The 19,096-nt window shown below is 50.6% G+C and carries 18 protein-coding genes; 10 read left to right on the forward strand and 8 right to left on the reverse strand.

Annotation, left to right across the window (positions count from 1 at the left end):
- Positions 1-2: 2 nt before the first annotated feature.
- Positions 3-2,564 (reverse strand): DNA mismatch repair protein MutS, encoded by a 2,562-nt coding sequence (mutS, locus tag R3196_RS00470; protein WP_318934642.1) that lies wholly within the window; start codon positions 2,562-2,564, stop codon positions 3-5.
- 52 nt (positions 2,565-2,616) lie between these two features.
- Between mutS and R3196_RS00475 the strand changes: the two genes are divergently transcribed.
- From R3196_RS00475 to R3196_RS00485, 3 genes are read left to right on the forward strand one after another with little or no spacing between them, the layout of a single operon-like run.
- Positions 2,617-3,099 (forward strand): CinA family protein, encoded by a 483-nt coding sequence (locus R3196_RS00475; protein WP_318934643.1) that lies wholly within the window; start codon positions 2,617-2,619, stop codon positions 3,097-3,099.
- 58 nt (positions 3,100-3,157) lie between these two features.
- The gene (gene recA / locus R3196_RS00480) at positions 3,158-4,225 is read left to right on the forward strand and encodes a recombinase RecA (RefSeq protein WP_318934644.1); all 1,068 of its coding nucleotides are present in this window, start codon (positions 3,158-3,160) and stop codon (positions 4,223-4,225) included.
- 15 nt (positions 4,226-4,240) lie between these two features.
- Positions 4,241-5,254 carry a patatin-like phospholipase family protein gene (locus R3196_RS00485; RefSeq protein ID WP_318934645.1) on the forward strand — a complete coding sequence of 338 codons (1,014 nt, stop codon included), beginning with the start codon at positions 4,241-4,243 and terminating at the stop codon, positions 5,252-5,254.
- A gap of 78 nt (positions 5,255-5,332) precedes the next feature.
- Here R3196_RS00485 and putP read toward each other — a convergent pair whose 3' ends face one another.
- Genes putP through pspF form a run of 7 tightly spaced genes read right to left on the reverse strand, consistent with a single transcriptional unit; the run spans position 5,333 to position 13,261 of the window.
- Positions 5,333-6,847, reverse strand: coding sequence for a sodium/proline symporter PutP (gene putP, locus R3196_RS00490; RefSeq protein ID WP_318934646.1), 1,515 nt, complete (start codon positions 6,845-6,847; stop codon positions 5,333-5,335).
- 4 nt (positions 6,848-6,851) lie between these two features.
- Positions 6,852-7,652 (reverse strand): ATP-binding cassette domain-containing protein, encoded by an 801-nt coding sequence (locus R3196_RS00495; protein ID WP_318934647.1) that lies wholly within the window; start codon positions 7,650-7,652, stop codon positions 6,852-6,854.
- Positions 7,645-8,640, reverse strand: coding sequence for an oligopeptide/dipeptide ABC transporter ATP-binding protein (locus tag R3196_RS00500; RefSeq protein WP_318934648.1), 996 nt, complete (start codon positions 8,638-8,640; stop codon positions 7,645-7,647). Before R3196_RS00500 ends, R3196_RS00495 begins: the two co-directional genes overlap by 8 nt.
- Positions 8,637-9,533 (reverse strand): ABC transporter permease subunit, encoded by an 897-nt coding sequence (locus tag R3196_RS00505; RefSeq protein WP_318934649.1) that lies wholly within the window; start codon positions 9,531-9,533, stop codon positions 8,637-8,639. The genes R3196_RS00500 and R3196_RS00505 overlap by 4 nt, the downstream gene beginning before the upstream one ends.
- Positions 9,520-10,551 carry an ABC transporter permease gene (locus R3196_RS00510; RefSeq protein ID WP_318934650.1) on the reverse strand — a complete coding sequence of 344 codons (1,032 nt, stop codon included), beginning with the start codon at positions 10,549-10,551 and terminating at the stop codon, positions 9,520-9,522. Before R3196_RS00510 ends, R3196_RS00505 begins: the two co-directional genes overlap by 14 nt.
- The gene (locus R3196_RS00515) at positions 10,548-12,188 is read right to left on the reverse strand and encodes an ABC transporter substrate-binding protein (protein WP_318934651.1); all 1,641 of its coding nucleotides are present in this window, start codon (positions 12,186-12,188) and stop codon (positions 10,548-10,550) included. The genes R3196_RS00510 and R3196_RS00515 overlap by 4 nt, the downstream gene beginning before the upstream one ends.
- Positions 12,185-13,261: a phage shock protein operon transcriptional activator gene (gene pspF / locus R3196_RS00520; protein WP_318934652.1), complete on the reverse strand. Its 1,077-nt coding sequence runs from the start codon at positions 13,259-13,261 to the stop codon at positions 12,185-12,187. The genes R3196_RS00515 and pspF overlap by 4 nt, the downstream gene beginning before the upstream one ends.
- Positions 13,262-13,486: 225 nt before the next feature.
- Here pspF and pspA point away from each other — a divergent pair, with 225 nt between their 5' ends.
- The 7 genes from pspA (at position 13,487) to tyrR (ending at position 19,075) form a co-directional block, all read left to right on the forward strand.
- A complete protein-coding gene (gene pspA, locus R3196_RS00525) occupies positions 13,487-14,167 on the forward strand; it encodes a phage shock protein PspA (RefSeq protein ID WP_318934653.1) in 681 nt (226 codons plus the stop codon).
- A 55-nt stretch (positions 14,168-14,222) separates the two neighbouring features.
- The gene (gene pspB, locus R3196_RS00530) at positions 14,223-14,456 is read left to right on the forward strand and encodes an envelope stress response membrane protein PspB (RefSeq protein ID WP_318934654.1); all 234 of its coding nucleotides are present in this window, start codon (positions 14,223-14,225) and stop codon (positions 14,454-14,456) included.
- Positions 14,456-14,848: an envelope stress response membrane protein PspC gene (pspC, locus tag R3196_RS00535; RefSeq protein ID WP_318934655.1), complete on the forward strand. Its 393-nt coding sequence runs from the start codon at positions 14,456-14,458 to the stop codon at positions 14,846-14,848. The genes pspB and pspC overlap by 1 nt, the downstream gene beginning before the upstream one ends.
- A gap of 131 nt (positions 14,849-14,979) precedes the next feature.
- The gene (megL, locus tag R3196_RS00540; RefSeq protein WP_318934656.1) at positions 14,980-16,227 is read left to right on the forward strand and encodes a methionine gamma-lyase; all 1,248 of its coding nucleotides are present in this window, start codon (positions 14,980-14,982) and stop codon (positions 16,225-16,227) included.
- Complete coding sequence (phhA, locus tag R3196_RS00545) at positions 16,220-17,014, forward strand: phenylalanine 4-monooxygenase (protein ID WP_318934657.1); 795 nt, start codon at positions 16,220-16,222, stop codon at positions 17,012-17,014. Before megL ends, phhA begins: the two co-directional genes overlap by 8 nt.
- Before the next feature lie 23 nt (positions 17,015-17,037).
- Positions 17,038-17,379, forward strand: coding sequence for a 4a-hydroxytetrahydrobiopterin dehydratase (locus R3196_RS00550; RefSeq protein ID WP_318934658.1), 342 nt, complete (start codon positions 17,038-17,040; stop codon positions 17,377-17,379).
- 127 nt (positions 17,380-17,506) lie between these two features.
- Positions 17,507-19,075, forward strand: a complete 1,569-nt coding sequence (gene tyrR / locus R3196_RS00555; protein ID WP_318934659.1) for a transcriptional regulator TyrR — start codon at positions 17,507-17,509, stop codon at positions 19,073-19,075.
- Positions 19,076-19,096: the final 21 nt, after the last annotated feature.

The raw sequence follows: 19,096 nt of genomic DNA on the forward strand, positions 1-19,096 counted from the left end.
GATTAATTGTTGAAGCGCTGCTGCCACTGATGAAGTAGCTGCAGCGCTGCAAGCGGCGTCAGTTCATTCAGGTTGAGTTGGCTTAACTCCGTTGTTAACGGATGCTTAGCTGGCTCAGGCTCGCGCTCAGGCGCAATCGATTTAAGCTTACTATCTTCTTCCATGCGGTCGCTGCGCTCGAGCTGCTTTAAATGACTCCGGGCGGCCGCTAACACCGCTTCAGGTAATCCGGCTAACTGCGCGACCTGCACCCCGAAACTACGACTTGCGGCACCATCCATTACCTGATGCTGAAATACGATTCTATCACCATGTTCCACAGCGTTAACATGCACATTGGCACAGCCTGGCCGCCGACCAATCGACTGTGTTAATTCAAAATAGTGGGTGGCGAACAGGGTCAGTGCTTTATTATTCTCCAGCAAGGCCTCGGCACAGGCCCAGGCTAGTGCGAGTCCGTCATAGGTCGAGGTGCCACGACCGATTTCGTCCATGAGTACCAGGCTTCTTGGAGTCGCGTTATGCAGGATATTTGCTGCCTCGGTCATCTCGACCATGAAGGTTGACCGGCCCGAGGCGAGGTCGTCAGAAGCCCCGATCCGGGTGAAAATGCGATCCAGCGGGCCAAAGCTGGCGCTGGTAGCGGGGACAAAGCTGCCGCAGTGAGCCATAACAGCAAGCAGAGCAGTTTGCCGCATGTACGTCGACTTTCCGCCCATGTTAGGTCCGGTAATCAGTAACAGACGGCGTTCAGCCTGTAATTCCAGATCATTGGCGATGAACGGATCAGCCTGTAACCGCTCGATAACCGGGTGCCGGGCGCCGGTAAGGTAAATCCCTGCAACTGAACTCAGCTGCGGCCGAGCATAATCATGAGTTTGTGCCTGTTCGGCAAAACTGCGCAGCACGTCAATTTCACTCAGTGCCACGGCGGTTTGCTGCAGCGGACTGAGCTGCTCGCTCAGGCGGTCCAGTAACTGATCATATAACCATTTCTCCCGTGCCAGAGCACGGCTCTGACTTTGTAATACCTGGTCTTCATAGGTTTTGAGTTCGGGGATGATATAGCGTTCAGCATTTTTCAGGGTCTGCCGGCGCTGATAATCGGCTGGTACCAGATGCGCCGCCGCCCGGCTGGTCTCAATATAGTAACCGTGGACTTTATTAAAGCCGACTTTCAGGGTGTTAATCCCGGTGCGCTGACGTTCCCGGCGCTCGATCTGCTGCAGGAAACCGGTCGCACCCGCCGCTAATTGCCGTTGCTCATCAAGTTCAGCGTCATAGCCGTCAGCAATCACGCCGCCGTCACGGATAAGTAATGGGGGTTGTTCAATAATTGCTTGCTGCAGTAAGTCGGCAAGGTCCGGGAAGCTGCCAATTCTGGCGGTCCAATCCTGCATCGCAGGTTGGTTGATAGCTTCACGCAGTTCAGGCAGGGTATTGAAAGCGCTGCGCAGCCGGGCTAGATCACGCGGTCGTGCGCTGCGTAAGCCGACCCGGGTAAGAATACGTTCAAGGTCGCCGATTTGCCGCAACAACGTGCGGAGCAGAGGCAGGTCAAGTTGCTGCAGAGCTGCGACCGCGTCATACCGGCGGTTGATATGCCGATGATCGCGCAGCGGACGCTGCAGCCATCGGTGTAATAGCCGGCCGCCCATTGCCGTTGCGGTTTCGTTGAGGATATCAAAAAGTGCTGTAGGCGCGCCGCTCAGTGACTTGACCAGCTCGAGGTTTCTGCGGGTAGCGGCATCAAGCTGGACTGCCTCATCACTCACCTCGGCAACAATGGCATTGATATGTGGCAGGGCGGCGCGTTGGGTACTGCGAACATAATTGATGATGGCGCCGGCAGCACCCAAAGCATGGGGTAGATGCGAGACACCAAAACCATCAAGATGTTGTACGCCAAACTGGCGTTGTAACAGCTGTACCGCGCTGTCATGCTCAAACTCCCAGTCCGGGCGGCGGCGCACACAATCGCAGCTGACCCAGTCGCTATTCCACTGCCAGTTATCCGGATGCACAATTTCGGCGGGCTGTAACCGCTGGAGTTCGGTCTGCAGTTCGGTTTCGTTGCCGCACTCCATGATACTAAAGCGGCCGCTGGCCATATCCAGGCTGGCAACGCCAAAGGCCTCGCCAGGCGCTACCGCGACCAGTAAATTTTCGTTAGCCGACAGCAGCGCTTCGTCAGTGACGGTCCCGGGGGTCAGGATCCGTATAACCTGGCGTTCAACCGGGCCTTTGCTGGTAGCCGGATCGCCAATTTGTTCGCAGATAGCGACCGACTCACCGAGTTGCAGCAGGCGCGCCAGATAGCCTTCGGCGGCATGATAAGGCACACCCGCCATGGGAATGGGCTTGCCATTACTGGCACCGCGTTGGGTCAGGGAAATGTCCAGTAATTCAGCCGCACGACGAGCGTCATCAAAGAATAATTCATAAAAATCGCCCATACGGTAGAATAACAGCGTGTCCGCATGTTCTGACTTGATGCGCAGATATTGCTGCATCATTGGTGTGTGTGAAGAAAGATCAGCCAGCTTGTTTGTTGCGTCCGACATGCCTGTTATTATCCGTTATTAAGTCGATTGCGAGCGATTTGGGAGAAGCTAAATGGTACCACAAAGTACAACAGATTCAGCAGCAGAATTAGGCCGCTGGTTGCTGACCCGTGGGTGGACCGTGGCGACAGCAGAATCCTGCACCGGTGGCGGAATGGGTTATGCTATTACGACAGTTCCCGGTAGTGGGCAATGGTTTGCCGGTGGCTTTATCACGTATATGGATGAAGTAAAGCAGAAGGTGCTCGGCGTTCCTGGTAACACTATTGTGACGCACGGCGCGGTCTCGTGTGAAACCGCTGAGGCGATGGCCAAACAGGCTCTAAAACAGGTTGATGCTGATATAGCTATTGCGGTGACCGGAATTGCGGGGCCTACTGGTGGCAGTAAGGAAAAGCCCGTTGGGCTGGTGTGGTTCGGATTAGCCTGGGCTGGTCAGTGCATCAGTTGGGAACAGCGGTTTTCCGGTGATCGCGAGGCGGTGCGAATAGCCGCCATTGAGCATGCTCTGGGAAGTTTTAAAAAAATCCCTTGATACTGTATAAAAACACAGTATACTCAAGTTAACAGCTAACAACAGAATGGACATTAGCATGAGCAACGACAGACAAAAAGCCCTTGATGCAGCACTCGGCCAGATTGAACGCCAATTTGGTAAAGGTTCTATTATGCGCCTCGGTGACAACCGTGCCCTGGATATTGATTCAGTGTCCACAGGCTCCTTGGGGCTCGATATTGCATTAGGAATAGGCGGCTTGCCGTACGGCCGGGTAATCGAAATTTATGGTCCTGAATCCAGTGGTAAAACGACACTGACCTTACAGGTCATCGCCCAGGCTCAGAAGCAAGGTAAAACCTGTGCGTTTGTCGATGCTGAGCATGCCCTCGACCCAATTTATGCCAAGAAACTTGGCGTAAATGTCGAAGAATTACTGGTGTCGCAACCAGATACCGGTGAACAGGCTCTGGAAATCTGTGACATGCTGGTGCGTTCCGGCGCTGTTGATGTCGTGGTTGTCGACTCGGTTGCCGCGCTGACGCCGAAAGCAGAAATCGAAGGTGAAATGGGTGACACCCATGTTGGCCTGCAAGCACGACTGATGTCCCAGGCACTGCGTAAACTCACATCGAATATAAAAAAATCTAATACCATGTGTATCTTCATCAACCAGATCCGGATGAAGATTGGCGTTATGTTTGGTAATCCGGAGACCACCACCGGTGGTAATGCCCTTAAATTCTATTCATCTGTCCGTCTGGATATTCGTCGAACTGGCGCAGTGAAAGAGGGCGATGAAGTTGTCGGCAACGAAACCCGGGTAAAAGTGGTAAAAAATAAGGTGGCTCCTCCGTTTAAGCAAGCTGAGTTTCAAATTCTTTATGGCTCAGGCATTTCGAAAAATGGTGAGCTTATTGATCTGGGCGTCAAGCAAAAAATCGTTGATAAAGCAGGGGCCTGGTATAGTTATCAGGGCGACAAAATCGGGCAGGGTAAGGCCAATGCAATGAAGTTCCTGGCAGATAACCCAACCATTGCCGCGGATATTGAAGGTCAGATTCGTGACCAATTGTTGGCTAAACCGGTGAAAGAAGAAGCCTCGACAGAGAAAGTCGCCAAACCAGCAGATGATAACGAATTTCTTGATGATGAGTTAATTTAACTTCAGGATAAAGATATGAAGGAAGTCAGAATAGCCCTGGCGCTAGGTTCTGGTGCAGCCCGCGGCTGGTCACATATCGGAGTGATAAAAGCCCTGAAAGAGATGGGCGTTCATATCGACATCGTTGCAGGTACTTCAATCGGCTCCTTAGTAGGGGCCGGTTTTGCTTCCGGGCGCCTGGATGAGGTCGAAGCGTGGGTACGTGACATGGGCCGCTGGCAGGTATTCAACCTGCTCGATTTTGGCTTTAGTCATGGCGGTATTATTCAGGGTGAGAAGGTTTTTGGTCATGCCCGTGACCGCTTTGGCGCGGTAGCCATCGAAGATCTAAAAGTTATTTTTGGAGCCGTAGCAACAGACCTCTACACAGGCCGCGAGGTCTGGTTGCGCGAAGGCGATATCTACGACGCAGCGCGTGCATCATGCGCGATGCCTGGCCTGTTGGCTCCTTACTCTAATAGTGGCCGTTGGTTAGTCGATGGTGGTTTAGTCAATCCGGTTCCGGTTTCCTTATCCCGGGCTATGGGCGCTGAATTTGTTATTGCTGTACACCTTAACTCACAGTTGAATACAGCCGCCATAGAGCAGCGCTCACGGCATACAGCACCGCAAGTTGACCCTGAAATTGATGTGAATGGTGAAATAAAGGCATCGGAGTCGACCGAAACGGAACCGGAAGAAATGCCTGAGGGCGAAGAGGGCTTTTTCAAGAATTTCATCAGCACCAGTCAGGATTACTGGGATTCTGTGAAAGATCGCTTTTCCAGTTCATCAGCTGACCCGGCGGTGAAAGCACCCGGGATGTTCGGTGTGATGGCAGGAGCCATTGATATTATGCAGGAACGCATAACTAAGGCCCGGATTGCCGGTGATCCGCCAGATATACTGCTCCAGCCCAAACTTGGTCATATTGGCTTGCTGGAGTTTGAGAGGGGAAATGAGGCTATTGATATTGGTTACGAGTCAACAATGCGTATGAAAGAATATATTCTCAGTGAACTTGAGCTTTATACCGAACGTTTGCGATAACTTATTTATTAAAGAAAAGCCCCGGCAATGGAAGTTGCCGGGGCTTTTTGTTGGTTTGGAATGCTTTGATTTGATCAGTTAATCAAAAGAACGTTCCATTTCTTCGAAGGTATCCGTCAGGGCTTTGGCCGGTGGAGCGGTCAATTTGCTTACAATAACAACTGCCAGGGTACAAAGAATGAAGCCTGGGATAATTTCGTATACGTAACTGCTGATGGTATTACCGTCAATGATCGGAACATAGATGCTGAACAGTACGGTACCAGCGCCAATCAGCATACCGGCCAGGGCGCCGTGACGGTTCATGCGGCGCCAGAACAGACTCAGAATAATAACTGGTCCGAATGCAGCACCAAAGCCAGCCCAGGCGTTTGCGACCAGACCCAGAATGGTATTATTCGGGTTCCAGGCCAGCGCGATAGCTACAAGGGATACAACCAGCACCGAAATGCGGCCGATTAAGACCAGCTCTTTATCGCTGGCATTCTTGCGTAAGAAGGCATTATAAAAATCTTCCGTAAGTGAGCTGGACGTTACCAACAGTTGCGAAGATATGGTACTCATGATTGCTGCCAGAATAGCCGCTAACAAGAAGCCACCAATAAGCGGATGGAACAGGAACTGCGAGAATATAATGAAGATCGTTTCAGCATCTGGCAGGGTCATTCTGGTTTCTGCCACGTAAGCGATACCGACAAATCCTGTTGCCATGGCGCCGATAATCGAAACGAACATCCAGGTAATACCAATGCGACGTGCAGCTGGAATATCCTTTACTGAACGGATGGCCATAAACCGGACTATGATATGAGGCTGGCCAAAATAACCAAGGCCCCATGCAAGCAGCGATATAATGCCTAAAAAGGTCAGGCTGTTGGTAGCGGAATCAGGATTTCCTGCATCCGTAAAGAAGCCCAGGAAGTCCGGATTCATTGCCCCCACGCTTGCGGTAACCGCGCTTACTCCGCCCAGTTCGGTAAAGGCAACGATAGGTACCAGAACCAGCGCGACAAACATGATGCAGCCCTGTACGAAATCGGTCATGCTTACGGCCAGAAAACCGCCGAAAAGCGTATAGGCACAGACGACACCGGCAGTAATCCAGAGTCCGGTGTTGTAATCAATACCGAATGAGCTATCGAATAATTTGCCGCCAGCGACCAGACTGGCCGAGGTGTAAAGTGTGAAAAATATCACGATAACAATCGAAGAGAACACTCTCAGCATACGGGTGCGATCATCAAATCGGTTTGCGAAATAGTCTGGAATAGTGATTGAATCGTTTGCGACCTCGGTATACGTCCGCAGCCGTGGGGCCACAATAATGTAGTTCAGATAGGCGCCAACCAGCAGACCTACGGCGATCCAGAGCTGTGACACGCCGGATACATAAATAGCACCTGGCAGACCCATCAGCATCCAGCCACTCATGTCTGACGCGCCGGCCGACAGTGCTGTTACTGCGGGGCCTAACTGGCGGCCACCAAGCATATAGCCTGACAGATCTTCAGTTGATTTTTTATATGCGTAGAGGCCAATGCCCAGCATGGCAATAAAATAGAGCGCTAGTGAAATAAGCGTACCTGTTTCCAAAGCGTTACTCCTGTATTGTTGAGTGAGTCAGCACATTATGTTTGCTCTCAGCATGCAATAAGTTTTTTGTTAATTCTTGCTGAGGATTTTTTATTAGTGCGTCCGTGGTTCCAAACTCGACCAGTCTACCATGATGCATTATCAATATCTTGTCAGCGATATGCTTCACGATCTCCGCCGAATGTGTAACGAAAATGAACGAAATCTCCATATCGTGCTGTAAATCCAGAATGAGATTGATAATCTGTGCGCGGATTGACGGGTCTAGTGCGACAAAGGCTTCATCGGCCACGACAATCTGTGGCTCGAGAATGATAGCGCGAGCAATACAGACCCGTTGTTGCTGTCCGCTGGAGAGCATATGCGGGTAAAAATCATAATGATCGGCTAATAAGCCAACTTTGCGCAGCGTTTCAATCACGTGACCGGTCTTTTTATCCTGATCCCAATCCGTATTAAAATGCAATGGCTCCATCAGTTGAGTACCGACGCTGGTTTCGGGGTTCAATGAGCGCAGGGCATCCTGAAAAATCATGCGGATGTTCTGGCAGCGTTGCCGGTAGTTGTGGGGATCAAGGCGCTGGCCATTAAGAAATATATCGCCGTTGCTGGGTACTTCGGCACCTGCGATAAGTTTGGCGATCGTTGATTTTCCTGAGCCCGTTTCACCCATTATGGCGAGGGTTTCGCCGCGTTCCAGGCTGAAGCTGATAGGTTCCAGAGCGCAAATTTTCTTACCCGGAAGCCAACCGGTTTTGTGATAATAATATTTCGTTAAATCAAATACTTCCAGAACTTTACTCATGACTGTCAACCTCAATCAGTGGATAGTGACAGGCAAACTGATGTTTTTTATAGGAACGCAGCGGCGGTTGCTCGATGCAGGCCCGCCGGGCATTGGGGCAGCGAGGCCCCAGCCGGCAGCCGATCGGCATATGCTGCAGGGTTGGTATGGCTCCGCTCAGGGTTGGCAACCGACTCTTAGGTTCGGTATCTGAGTTAAACAAACTGGTACTCAGCATAGCGCCGGTATATGGCTGCACGGGTTCGCGCATGACATCTTCGGTCGGGCCGGTTTCCATAAGCTGGCCGCAATAGACCAGGCTAATTCGCTGACTTTCCGGAATCACCGCAGTCAAATCCTGGGTAATCATTAAAATTGACATGCCGTCACCGGCACTGAGTTTCGCCAGCAAGCGATAGATCTGGGCCCGCATACTGGGCTCCATCGCGGTGGTGGGTTCGTCAGCAATTAATAGTTTTGGCCGGTGCGCAATAGCCATAGCAATACTTACTTTCTGCGCTACGCCATCGGAGAGCTCAAACGGATAGCTACCCATAATTGCATCGTGATCTTTAATACCCACCCGATGCATCAGCTCTTCAGCGCGTTTCTGGACTTGCTTACGTCGGGTCAGAATAGTGCCGGGTAAATCACGAGCGGGGACTGACTCACGTAATTGCTCTCCCACAGTGGTGTTGGGATCAAGATAGCTGCCTGGATTCTGGAAGATCATTGCCATATCGCGGCCGGTAACTTGACGCCGCTGCGCCCGGCTAAGGGCTAACAGATCATATTGCCGCCACCAGAGTCGATCAGCAGTAATTTTCCAGCGTGGATTGATAAAGCCGAGAATGGCTTTGGCCAATAAACTTTTACCCGAACCGGATTCCCCAATCAGGGTATGTATCTCGCCTTCGGCTAATTGCAGGCTGAGTTTGTCGATAACCCGCACCGGGCCACCGCTGGTTTCAATTTCAATGCTCAGGTTACGGATATCAAGAATGTTCATACGCTACGCACCCGCTCGTGAATTGCCGTGCGAATGCTATCGCCCAATACGTTAATCGACAGTATGGTTAGAAATAGCGCCATACCGGGTAAAACCATAGTCCATGGTGACAAATAGACCTGATCCAGACTGCGGGCCAGCATGGTTCCCCATTCCGGCGCCGGTGGTTGCACCCCAAGACCGAGGAAGCCCAACGCGGCTATATCCAAAATCGCGGTGGAAAGCGCCAGAGTCAGCTGCATCACCACCACAGTAGTGATATTTGGAAAGATAACCCGGGTGAGCAGATACCAGCGGGAACAGCCATTCAGGCGTGAGGCGGTGACATATTCCTTGTAACGCTCATCGTAAATAGCGTTATGGACACTATGAATAAATTGCGGAATCAGCACCAGAGTAATAGCGATCATGACATTGTGCAGAGCAGGTCCGAGGATGGCGATGATAACCAGCGCCATTAACAGTGACGGGATCGATAAGATGACGTCGAGCATATGATTCAGCGTGGACGACTGCACGCCACTACTCATGCCGGCCCAGGCGCCGATAGTAATGCCAATGGTGGCGGCTATGGCGACCGCCAGAATTGGATAGCCAAGGCTATAGACGGACCCGGCAATAATTCTGGAGAGTAAATCCCGCCCTAAATCGTCGGTACCGAACAGAAAACGAATTTCGCCTTCGTCGTGCCAGGAAGGCGGGTGAGAAATGGCATCGGCAAACTGCTGATCGGGGCTATACGGCGTTATCAGCGGAGAAAACACCATAATAACCATCAGAATACCCAGAATATAAAGGGCCGCCACCGCATATGGGTTGGTATTCATATGCAGCCATATTTGCCGCAACGGTGATGGCTCGCGTTGCTGGAAATAGATACTAGCGTTCCGCATAAAGCTCCTTACGCACTTGCGGATAGTGCCAGGCGTGGAACAGTTCCACTAGCACATTAACCAGCAAAATCAACGCGGCGAGGGTTAATAACCCTCCTTGCAGAACGGGGTAATCCCGCTCATAAATACTTTTTACCAGCCAACTGCCAATGCCCGGCCAGTTAAATATCATTTCGGCGATGATGATATTACTCATCAGAATACTGAACTGCAGACCCAGTTGCCTTACCACGGGCTGCATTGCATTAGGCAGTCCGTGTCGCAGCATAATACGGGCTTCACTAAGGCCCCGGGCGCGTGCGGCACGGATATAATTCTTCTGCAGTACATCAAGCATGGCATCGCGGGTGATACGAATTAACATCGTTAAAGGCATCACGGCTAGCACAATAACCGGCAGCCACAAGTGGTTCAGGGCATCCGCAAAAGCTGCGGCGCGGTAGGGTACATCACTCAGAGCGATATCGGTCAGAATAGAACCAGTGACGACTTCAATATCAAACAGCGGATTTATCTGACTGGAAATTGGGGTCCAGCCGAGTTTGACGGCAAACAATAAAATCAGTAGCTGTGCGAGCCAGAACACCGGAATTGAATAGGTGCTGAGGCTGATTCCCATAATGATGGTGTCGGCGGTGCGGTGTAGATTTAAGGAAGCATAAAGGCCCAGGCCAACGCCAAATACCAGGGAAATAAGCATTGCCAGGATACTGAGTTCAAGAGTAGCCCCTAGTACGGGTAAAATGTCGTCAAATACCGGCCGCTCGGTAACGAGTGACTGGCCCCAGTTACCAATTAAAAGCTGCTCCAGGAAGTGCCAGTACTGGCTGAAAATTGACTGGTCGAAAGCGTACGCCTGGCGGGCAATTTGATAGGCAAACTCATCGCCCGAGCGAATGCCGGTCATATTCGTCAGCGGGTCGCCCGGGAACAGGTAATTAAGCAGAAAAATAAATATCGTCAGTAGCCAGAGGGTTATGACTAATAGGAACAATCGGCGCAGGCTGTAATAAATCATTGCTGCGGCTCCAATTCATCGTCCATTTCGACTTTACGGGCATTGCGGAAACTAAGGCCACCGTAAGGGGGTAGTTCCACCCCGCGGATATCGCTGCGGTGGGCCTGAAAACGGAGCGAGTTAGCTATTGGTACTAAGGGTACCTGTTCTAAAACATAGTTTTCTATGTCCTGGTAAATGGCTTTACGGGTGGCTTGATCAGTTTCACTGATCGCATTAACCAGCAGCTTATCAAATTCAGGATCGCACCAGTTGGCCCGGTTGCTTCCGCTGCGCGCCGCGGCACAGCTCAGAATAGGCCTGAAAAAGTTATCTGGATCAGCATTGTCGGCGACCCAGCCAATCAGCACGCTGTCGTGCTCATTGCGCGCCAGCCGGCGGCGAAACGCATTCCACTCATAGCTGACGATATCGGCGTTAACGCCAATCCGAGCCAGATCGGACTGAATGAGTTCGGCCATGCGTTGCGCGTTGGGGTTATACGCACGCTGCACCGGCATAGCCCAGATATCCATACTAAAGCCGTCTGGGTAACCCGCTTCAGCCAGCAATTGGCGAGCGCGCTCCGGGTCGTAAGGGTAGGTTTGATCCTGCTCACTATACGCCCAGGAGGTCTCAGGTAATACGCCTGTGGCTAGTCTTGCATTGCCATTGTATATAGTCTGAATAATGGCGGGGCGGTTAATAGCGTGAGCAAGGGCGCGCCGAACCATAGGGTTATCAAAAGGGGGGTGATCAGTATTAAAGGCCCAGAACGCAATGTTCGGGTTAACTTCACTGGTTACTTCTATTTCGGTGTCTGAGGCGAGCTTAGCCAGCTCATCTACCAGCGGGTAAGGAATAACATCGCACTCCCCGGTAATGAGTTTAAGCATCCGTTTATTCGCATTTGGGGTGATCACATAAACTAACTGTTCAATATAGGGACCTTCGCGCCAGTAATCTTCGTTACGGGTATAACGAATGACAAAGTCCTTACGAAATTCGACAAACTGAAAAGGCCCGGTGCCAATGGGGTGCCGGTCAATTTGCTGCGGCGCGGACAGGTGCATAAGCTCGCCACCATATTCAGCGGAAAGGATAACCGCAAAATCAGTGGCTAAATTTGCCAGAAAAGAACTATCCGGGCGCACCAGGTGAAAATCGACTGTGCGATCATCAATGCGATCAACACGATCGATGAGATTGATTAAGCCGCTGGAGACAAAAAACGGATATTGTCCGCCGTTCACATTATGGAAGGGGTGTTCGTCTTTTAGCCAGCGGTTAAAGCTGAATAAGACATCATAAGCGTTAAATGGCCGATCCGGGGTAAACCATGGGGTTGACTGAAAGGCAACGTTCTCGCGTAAGTGAAAGCGATAGCGCAGACCGCCATCGAGGGCTTCCCATGTTGTTGCCAGCCCGGGCACAAAACGCTGTTGCGCGGAATCATAATCAATCAGCCGATCATAAATTTGCGCTGAGGTCGCATCAATCGTAGTACCCGACGTGCCAAGCTGCGGGTTAAAGCTCTCAGGATTTCCTTCTGAACAGTAAATCAGCCCCTGCTGAAGCGGCGCTATCTCTTCACTGGCCGGGCTGCAACCCAGAATAAAAAGGCATTGAGTCGCTAACAGTGCGGCCAGAGCTCTCATGATGCTGACTGTCCTTCAAGTAACTGGTATTTTTTCAGATAACCTCTTAACTGATGGTAGGTTAGTCCCAGCAACTCTGCAGTTTTTTTCTGATTAAATTGAGCGTGTTGTAGCGCCTGCTGCAAGACATCCATTTCAAAGTTGGCAGTAATCTCTTTAAAATCAATGGTTCCTTTCGTAAAGTCAGGCAGGGCTGAGGTATTCTCATCAGGCTCTGCAGAACGTGCAGATTCGGCGACTTCAGAAGTTGATTTAGCGGGCTCTTCACGGTGTGGTGCCGGGCTTGGGCGCCAGGGGCTGGCGAAAGGATCAATGACAATATCATTTACCGGAATGTGACCGCTGGAGATACGATAAACTGAACGCTCAACGGCATTTTTCAGCTCCCGGACATTGCCCGGCCAGTGATGATTCTGCAGCGTACGTCGGGCCTTTTCAGTAAAACCACTAAAGAGTTCGTATTTTAATTCACGGGCCATCTGTACGGCAAAATGCTCCGCCAGTAATAGAATATCTTCGCGCCGTTCGCGCAGTGGTGGCAACGTAATAACATCGAAAGCCAGTCGGTCGAGCAAGTCGGCGCGAAACTTGCCCTGCTCCGCCAGGGTTGGCAGATCTTCATTGGTGGCCGCGACCAGGCGCACATCCGTTTGCACGGTGCGGCTACCGCCCACGCGCTCAAATTCACCGTATTCGATAACCCGGAGAATTTTTTCCTGAACTAACGATGATGTATTAGCCAGCTCATCAAGAAATAGAGTGCCGTTGTTCGCGCGCTCAAACCGACCTTCGTGACGCTTCTGAGCCCCGGTAAAGGCGCCGGCTTCATGGCCAAAGAGCTCGCTTTCCAGCAGGCTCTCGCTGAGCGCAGCGCAGTTGAGTTTCAGATAGGTTTGTTGCCAGCGTTGCGAGAGGTAATGCAGACGGGCAGCAATAAGTTCCTTGCCGGTTCCTCGCTCACCAATAATGAGTACCGGCTTATCAAGTGGCGCTATTTGCGATACTTGCTCCAGTACGGTCAGAAAACTGTTAGCCTGGCCAATTAAATTATCGGCTTCATGAAGACGGCTCATTGCTGCACCATTAGTTACACCAGAATTTTAATTATTGGTTATTGGTGAAAATGACTAATTATTAGTGTATTTGATAACCGCTCTGCGTCAATGTATTTTTTTGATCAGATAAAAAAATCTATTAAAACAACGATTTGAGTTAATATTAAAAAGTTGGCACGGTACATGCAACTCTAATCGTGACCGTCAATGTGACAGAATTTTTAATCTAATGAGGACACGAATATGGGTATCTTTTCACGTTTTACTGATATCGTAAATTCCAATATCAATTCACTACTTGATAAAGCCGAAGATCCTGAAAAAATGGTTCGCCTGATTATTCAGGAAATGGAAGACACGTTAGTTGAAGTTCGTTCTACCTCAGCGCGCCTGATTGCTGAGAAGAAAGACACTGAACGCCAGATGAGCCGCTTCAGTAAAGAAGTCGCTGAGTGGGAGTCGAAAGCTGAACTGGCATTAACCAAGGAACGTGATGACCTGGCTCGCCTGGCATTACAGGAAAAGAAAAAAGCGGGTGACCACGTGGCCAGCTTACAGGCCGACATTGATCGTATTGACGAACATCTGAATCGTATGAATGATGAGGTTGGCCAGTTGCAGGAAAAACTTGCTGATGCCAAAGCCCGTCAGAAGACGATCATTATGCGTCAGCGTGCTGCCAGCACTCGTCTTGATGTTAAAAAGACTATCGACAGCGGCAAAATTGATGATGCGATGTACCGCTTTGAACGCTTTGAGGCTAAGATCGACGATCTTGAATCACAGGTTGACTCTTATGACCTGGGTAAGCGGACGTTGCGTGATGAATTTGCTGAGCTGGAAGGCGCCGATAAGATTGACGCTGAGCTGGATGCATTAAAAGCACGGGTAAACAAAAATAAGAAATCTGCTAACGCGGAATAATGGAGCACCCGCGCTGCGGGTGTTCATTCACTCTAAATAATGAGAAGACACTATTATGGATTCTATCGCCGAACTTATGGTAGCCCCGATTATTATATTTATGGTGATTGTGGCACCGATCTGGATTGTGATGCATTACCGCAGCCAGAGAAAGATAAGCCAGGGGCTGAGTGAAGAGGAAATTGCTCAGTTGCAGATGTTGGCTCGTCAGGGTGAACAAATGCGCGAACGCATCAAAACGCTCGAATCTATCCTTGATGCGGATTCGCCAAAGTGGAGGGAACGTTAATGGCTAACGAAACTCGTAAAAAAACGCTTTATCGCGATAAAAAGCACGCCAAAATAGCTGGCGTGTGTGCCGGGATCGCTAACTACTTCAATATTGAAACCTGGTTGATCCGCATTATCGCAGTTACCGCAGTAATATTTGGTCATGGTTTTGTCGTGGTCATTTATATTGCAGCCTGGATGATTCTTGATGAAAAGCCGGTGTCTGCCACTAATGGTGATCACGATCCCATTGAGCTGAAAACTAAGGTCTGGCAGGCGGGCGAACCGCCGCGCCGGGCACTGCGGGAAGTCAGTACTGATTTCAGTGAGCTGGAACAACGTTTGCAACAGATGGAACGCTACGTGACATCGAACGCATACAAAATTGATCGCGAATTAAACCAACTTTAAGTCTGAGGTGATTTTTCCCTAAGTGGAAAAATAGCGTTACACTTTATTTACTGGCCATATAATCACCGGCTGTTGCGTTGCGCCGAGGCAGGATGCACTCTTACGGATAACGTTAAGAGGACATTCTGCCAATGCGCAATAATAATAACGACAACACGCAATGGCAGCCAGCAACGGTGACCATCCACGGCGGTAAACGCCCGGATGTTCATGGCGCTCTGGTTGCACCGCTTTATCAAACTGCCACATTTACCTTTGCCAACACCGAGCAGGGTTCCGCCCGCTTTGCTGGCGATGAGCCTGGCTACATATACTCCCGCTTGGGTAACCCGACAACGGATGAGCTTGAGCGACGCGTCGCTGCGTTAGAGGGGTATCCTGCCGGTGCCGCCACAGCTACGGGCATGGGGGCTGTATCAGCAGCAATGCTGGCGTTTCTGCAACAGGGCGATCATGTACTAATCTCCGATGCTGTCTACGGATGCAGTTATGCCTTATTTTCTCAGCTGTTTATCCGCTTTGGTATTGCCGTTGATTTTGTTGATATGGCAGACCCGGATGCGACGCAAGCAGCGATGCGACCGACTACCCGACTACTGTTTCTGGAGTCACCGGCAAACCCGCATCTGAAAGTAATTGATATCGCAGTCATCGCAGCCATTGCACACCAGGGTAAAGCGCGTCTGATTGTTGACAATACCTTTATGACGCCGCTGTTACAGCAACCGCTGAAACAGGGCGCTGATCTGGTTATTCACAGCGCAACCAAGTACCTTAATGGTCATGGCGATGTCGTGGCCGGAGTCATATGCGGTCATGATGACGATATAGGGCTGATAAAAAGTACTACACTTAAGGATATGGGCGCGACCATGAGCCCGCACGATGCCTGGTTGATTTTGCGCGGCCTGAAAACTCTGGACGTGCGTATGCAGCGCCACTGTGAAAATGCGCTGGAAGTGGCCCATTATCTGCAGCAGCATCCACAGATTGCCGCAGTGCATTACCCTGGTTTTGCCGATCATCCGGCGCAACGGCTAATGGGCACCCAGATGCACGGTGCTGGAGCAGTTATCGCCTTTGAACTAAAAGGCACCTTTGATAACGCGCGGATGGTGTTGGACAAGTTACAGATGATCACTATCGCAGTGAGCCTGGGCGATGCGGAAACCTTGATTCAGCATCCTGCGTCAATGACGCATTCTGCATATCCGCAAGAGGCTCGGTTACAGGCCGGTATTACCGATACCCTGATCCGTTTATCGGTTGGGTTGGAAGCGGCACCTGACATCATCGCCGATCTGGAGCAGGCGCTAAGCTATATGGCTGTTGCCGGCGTTGATAGAAAGCAAAAGGGGGATAAAGTCAGTTATGGGTAAACAAAGCAAATACGTTTCGCGCCAGCCCGACGAAAACGGGATCATTCATTGGAGCGATGAAGAAAACGCGATCTGGCATGATCTGGTTGAGCGCCAGTTAAAACATATCCCGGGCAAGGCCTGTGACGAATATATGCATGGATTGGAGCTTCTGGATCTGCCACGCGATCGGATCCCACAATTACATGAACTTAATGAAGTGCTGGAAGCGACCACAGGCTGGCAAGTGGCTCAGGTTCCGGCATTGATACCTTTTGATAAATTTTTTGAGCTATTGGCTAACAAGAAGTTTCCGGTAGCTACTTTTATCCGTACCCGCGACGAATTTGATTATCTGCAGGAACCGGATATTTTTCATGAGGTCTTTGGCCACTGTCCGCTGTTGACTAATCCCGCTTTCGCCCATTACACCCATCAGTATGGCAAGCTGGGCTTGGCTGCCAGCCCGAAAGAACGGGTTTATCTGGCACGCTTATATTGGTTTACGGTTGAATTTGGGCTCATGCAGACAGAGCAGGGGCTCCGCATTTACGGTGGTGGCATTCTGTCATCGCCGGGTGAAACTGAGTACGCCATCCACAGTGACAAGCCAGAACGCAAACCGCTGGTGGCACTGGACGCGTTGCGCACGCCTTACCGGATCGATATTATGCAGCCGATTTACTACACTATCCCGAGTGCAGATGAATTATTTAAGATTTCCGATATGGATATAATGGCATTAGTGCGGGAAGCCATGGAGCTTGGATTATTTGAACCTAAGTTCCCGCCAAAAGATGCTGCCTGATATATTTTTCTAGAGGAGTTGTCATGTCAGATTTAGAACAACAAAAATGTGAAGCCTGTAACGCTGATGCGCCGCAGGTAACGGACGAAGAACTGGCAGATTTAATGCGCGAAGTTCCGAACTGGACGCCGGTAGTACGGGATGGCGTAATGCAGCTGGAGCGGGCGTTTAAATTTAAGAACTTCAAATTAGCGCTCGAGTTTACCAATAAGGTTGGTGAAATCGCCGAAGATGAGTTTCATCACCCGACTCTGGTTACCGAATGGGGTAAGACGACTGTAACCTGGTGGACTCACGCGATTAATGGTCTGCATAAGAACGACTTTATCATGGCAGCGCGCACTGACAAGCTATTGGAAGACTAGTCTTACGCGCTCAGCGCTAAGATAAGCAAATGAGTAACAAAGCCTCCGGCGGGATGACCTCCGGAGGCTTTTTCATGTATACTTTAGTTTACATATCATTTATCGGACCCCGTCAACGGCTGGCTTTATGCGTTTGGAAATTACTTGTGATGACCGGCTTGGCCTGTGCCAGGATGTATTGCAGATATTACGTGACCACGAAATCGATTTACGTGGTATTGAAGTCGATCCCCGCGGCAAAATTTTTCTTAATTTTCCGGAACTGGAATTCGCTGACTTTCAGCATCTGATGCCGGAGATCCGGCGCATTCCAAATGTTAAAGACGTAAAAACCGTGGCCTTCATGCCATCTGAGCGTGAACATTTTGAATTCAGCTTGTTGCTTCGCAAACTGCCGGATCCGGTTCTATCGGTGGATGCAAAAGGTATTATCGATATTGCCAATGATGCTGCTCAGGCGACCTTATCGGATGCGCGCCAGCAGATAACCGGTACCGCAATCAGTCAATGGCTGAGTGGCTTTAATGTAGTGCGCTGGCTGGAGCGGCAACCGAAAGACGATACTCTCGAGCAGGTTAGTATCAGCGGTGCTAAGTATTTTGCTGATCTGTTGCCGATTTGGGTAACTGATGAAACCGGCCGTAACAGTTTTGCCGGGGCGGTTGTTACCTGTAAACCGCAGCCGCTAAGCGGGCAGTGGCAACGCGGTCACCATAGCGATGCCTTTGACCAGATCGTGACTGAACATCCGGCCATGAAAAGGCTGCTGAAAGAAGCCGCCAGGATGGCTGAACTCAGCGTGCCATTGCTGATTCAGGGCGAAACCGGAGTGGGCAAAGAATTACTCGCCCGGGCTTGTCATCAGGCGGGGAACCGAGCGCAGCAACCGTTTTTGGCAGTAAATTGTGCGGCGTTACCCGATAATGTGGCGGAAAGTGAATTATTCGGCCATGGTAAAGGTAGCCTCGGCCCACACACTGAAGCGAAAAAAGGCATTTTCGAGCAGGCCAACGGTGGCACTGTGCTATTAGATGCCGTTAGCGAGATGTCTAATGAATTACAGGCTAAACTATTAAGGTTCATTCAGTATGGCCGCTTCCGGCGGATTGGTGAAGAGCAGGAAGTAACAGTTGATGTGCGAATTATCTGTTCAGTACAAAATGACCTGCTGGATCGCGTCGCGACAGGTGAGTTCCGCGAAGACCTCTATTATCGGCTGAATGTTCTGACGCTGACGATTCCGGCGTTGCGTGAACGCCGCTCAGACATTCATTTACTGGCCGATTATTTCAGCTTACAGACCTGTCATAAGCTTGGCCGCAGTCTGATCACCCTGAACCGGAACTGCCGGGAGCGATTGCAAAATTATCACTGGCCCGGCAATGTCCGGCAACTGGAAAACGTACTGTTTCGTTCTATCTCAATGCTCGACGGCGAGCGTCTGAGTGCCGATGATCTGCATTTGCCGGAGTCACTCACCGCCTATGAGAGCGTGGCGGTCGAATTGGGTGATCAGACACTTGATGAAGCAGTAAAGAAATTTGAAAGTACTATTTTAAGCCGGTTGTATCCGTCTTACCCAAGTACCCGGCAACTGGCTCGTAAACTGGGCTTATCGCATACCGCTGTGGCCAATAAGCTGCGCGAGTACAAGATTGGTAAGCAACGCACTAAAAAGCGCCCTGTAAACAGATAGTGACAACTGCTGAGCCACCGT

The sequence above is a fragment of the Pseudidiomarina sp. genome, from assembly GCF_033722695.1.
Lineage (GTDB): Bacteria > Pseudomonadota > Gammaproteobacteria > Enterobacterales > Alteromonadaceae > Pseudidiomarina.

Excerpts from the sequence above, each read along its gene's own strand:
- mutS (WP_318934642.1), bottom strand. The coding sequence starts at position 2,564 with ATGTCGGACGCAACAAACAAGCTGGCTGATCTTTCTTCACACACACCA.
- R3196_RS00475 (WP_318934643.1), top strand. The coding sequence starts at position 2,617 with ATGGTACCACAAAGTACAACAGATTCAGCAGCAGAATTAGGCCGCTGG.
- recA (WP_318934644.1), top strand. The coding sequence starts at position 3,158 with ATGAGCAACGACAGACAAAAAGCCCTTGATGCAGCACTCGGCCAGATT.
- R3196_RS00485 (WP_318934645.1), top strand. The coding sequence starts at position 4,241 with ATGAAGGAAGTCAGAATAGCCCTGGCGCTAGGTTCTGGTGCAGCCCGC.
- R3196_RS00495 (WP_318934647.1), bottom strand. The coding sequence starts at position 7,652 with ATGAGTAAAGTTCTGGAAGTATTTGATTTAACGAAATATTATTATCAC.
- R3196_RS00500 (WP_318934648.1), bottom strand. The coding sequence starts at position 8,640 with ATGAACATTCTTGATATCCGTAACCTGAGCATTGAAATTGAAACCAGC.
- R3196_RS00505 (WP_318934649.1), bottom strand. The coding sequence starts at position 9,533 with ATGCGGAACGCTAGTATCTATTTCCAGCAACGCGAGCCATCACCGTTG.
- R3196_RS00510 (WP_318934650.1), bottom strand. The coding sequence starts at position 10,551 with ATGATTTATTACAGCCTGCGCCGATTGTTCCTATTAGTCATAACCCTC.
- R3196_RS00515 (WP_318934651.1), bottom strand. The coding sequence starts at position 12,188 with ATGAGAGCTCTGGCCGCACTGTTAGCGACTCAATGCCTTTTTATTCTG.
- pspF (WP_318934652.1), bottom strand. The coding sequence starts at position 13,261 with ATGAGCCGTCTTCATGAAGCCGATAATTTAATTGGCCAGGCTAACAGT.
- pspA (WP_318934653.1), top strand. The coding sequence starts at position 13,487 with ATGGGTATCTTTTCACGTTTTACTGATATCGTAAATTCCAATATCAAT.
- pspB (WP_318934654.1), top strand. The coding sequence starts at position 14,223 with ATGGATTCTATCGCCGAACTTATGGTAGCCCCGATTATTATATTTATG.
- pspC (WP_318934655.1), top strand. The coding sequence starts at position 14,456 with ATGGCTAACGAAACTCGTAAAAAAACGCTTTATCGCGATAAAAAGCAC.
- megL (WP_318934656.1), top strand. The coding sequence starts at position 14,980 with ATGCGCAATAATAATAACGACAACACGCAATGGCAGCCAGCAACGGTG.
- phhA (WP_318934657.1), top strand. The coding sequence starts at position 16,220 with ATGGGTAAACAAAGCAAATACGTTTCGCGCCAGCCCGACGAAAACGGG.
- R3196_RS00550 (WP_318934658.1), top strand. The coding sequence starts at position 17,038 with ATGTCAGATTTAGAACAACAAAAATGTGAAGCCTGTAACGCTGATGCG.
- tyrR (WP_318934659.1), top strand. The coding sequence starts at position 17,507 with ATGCGTTTGGAAATTACTTGTGATGACCGGCTTGGCCTGTGCCAGGAT.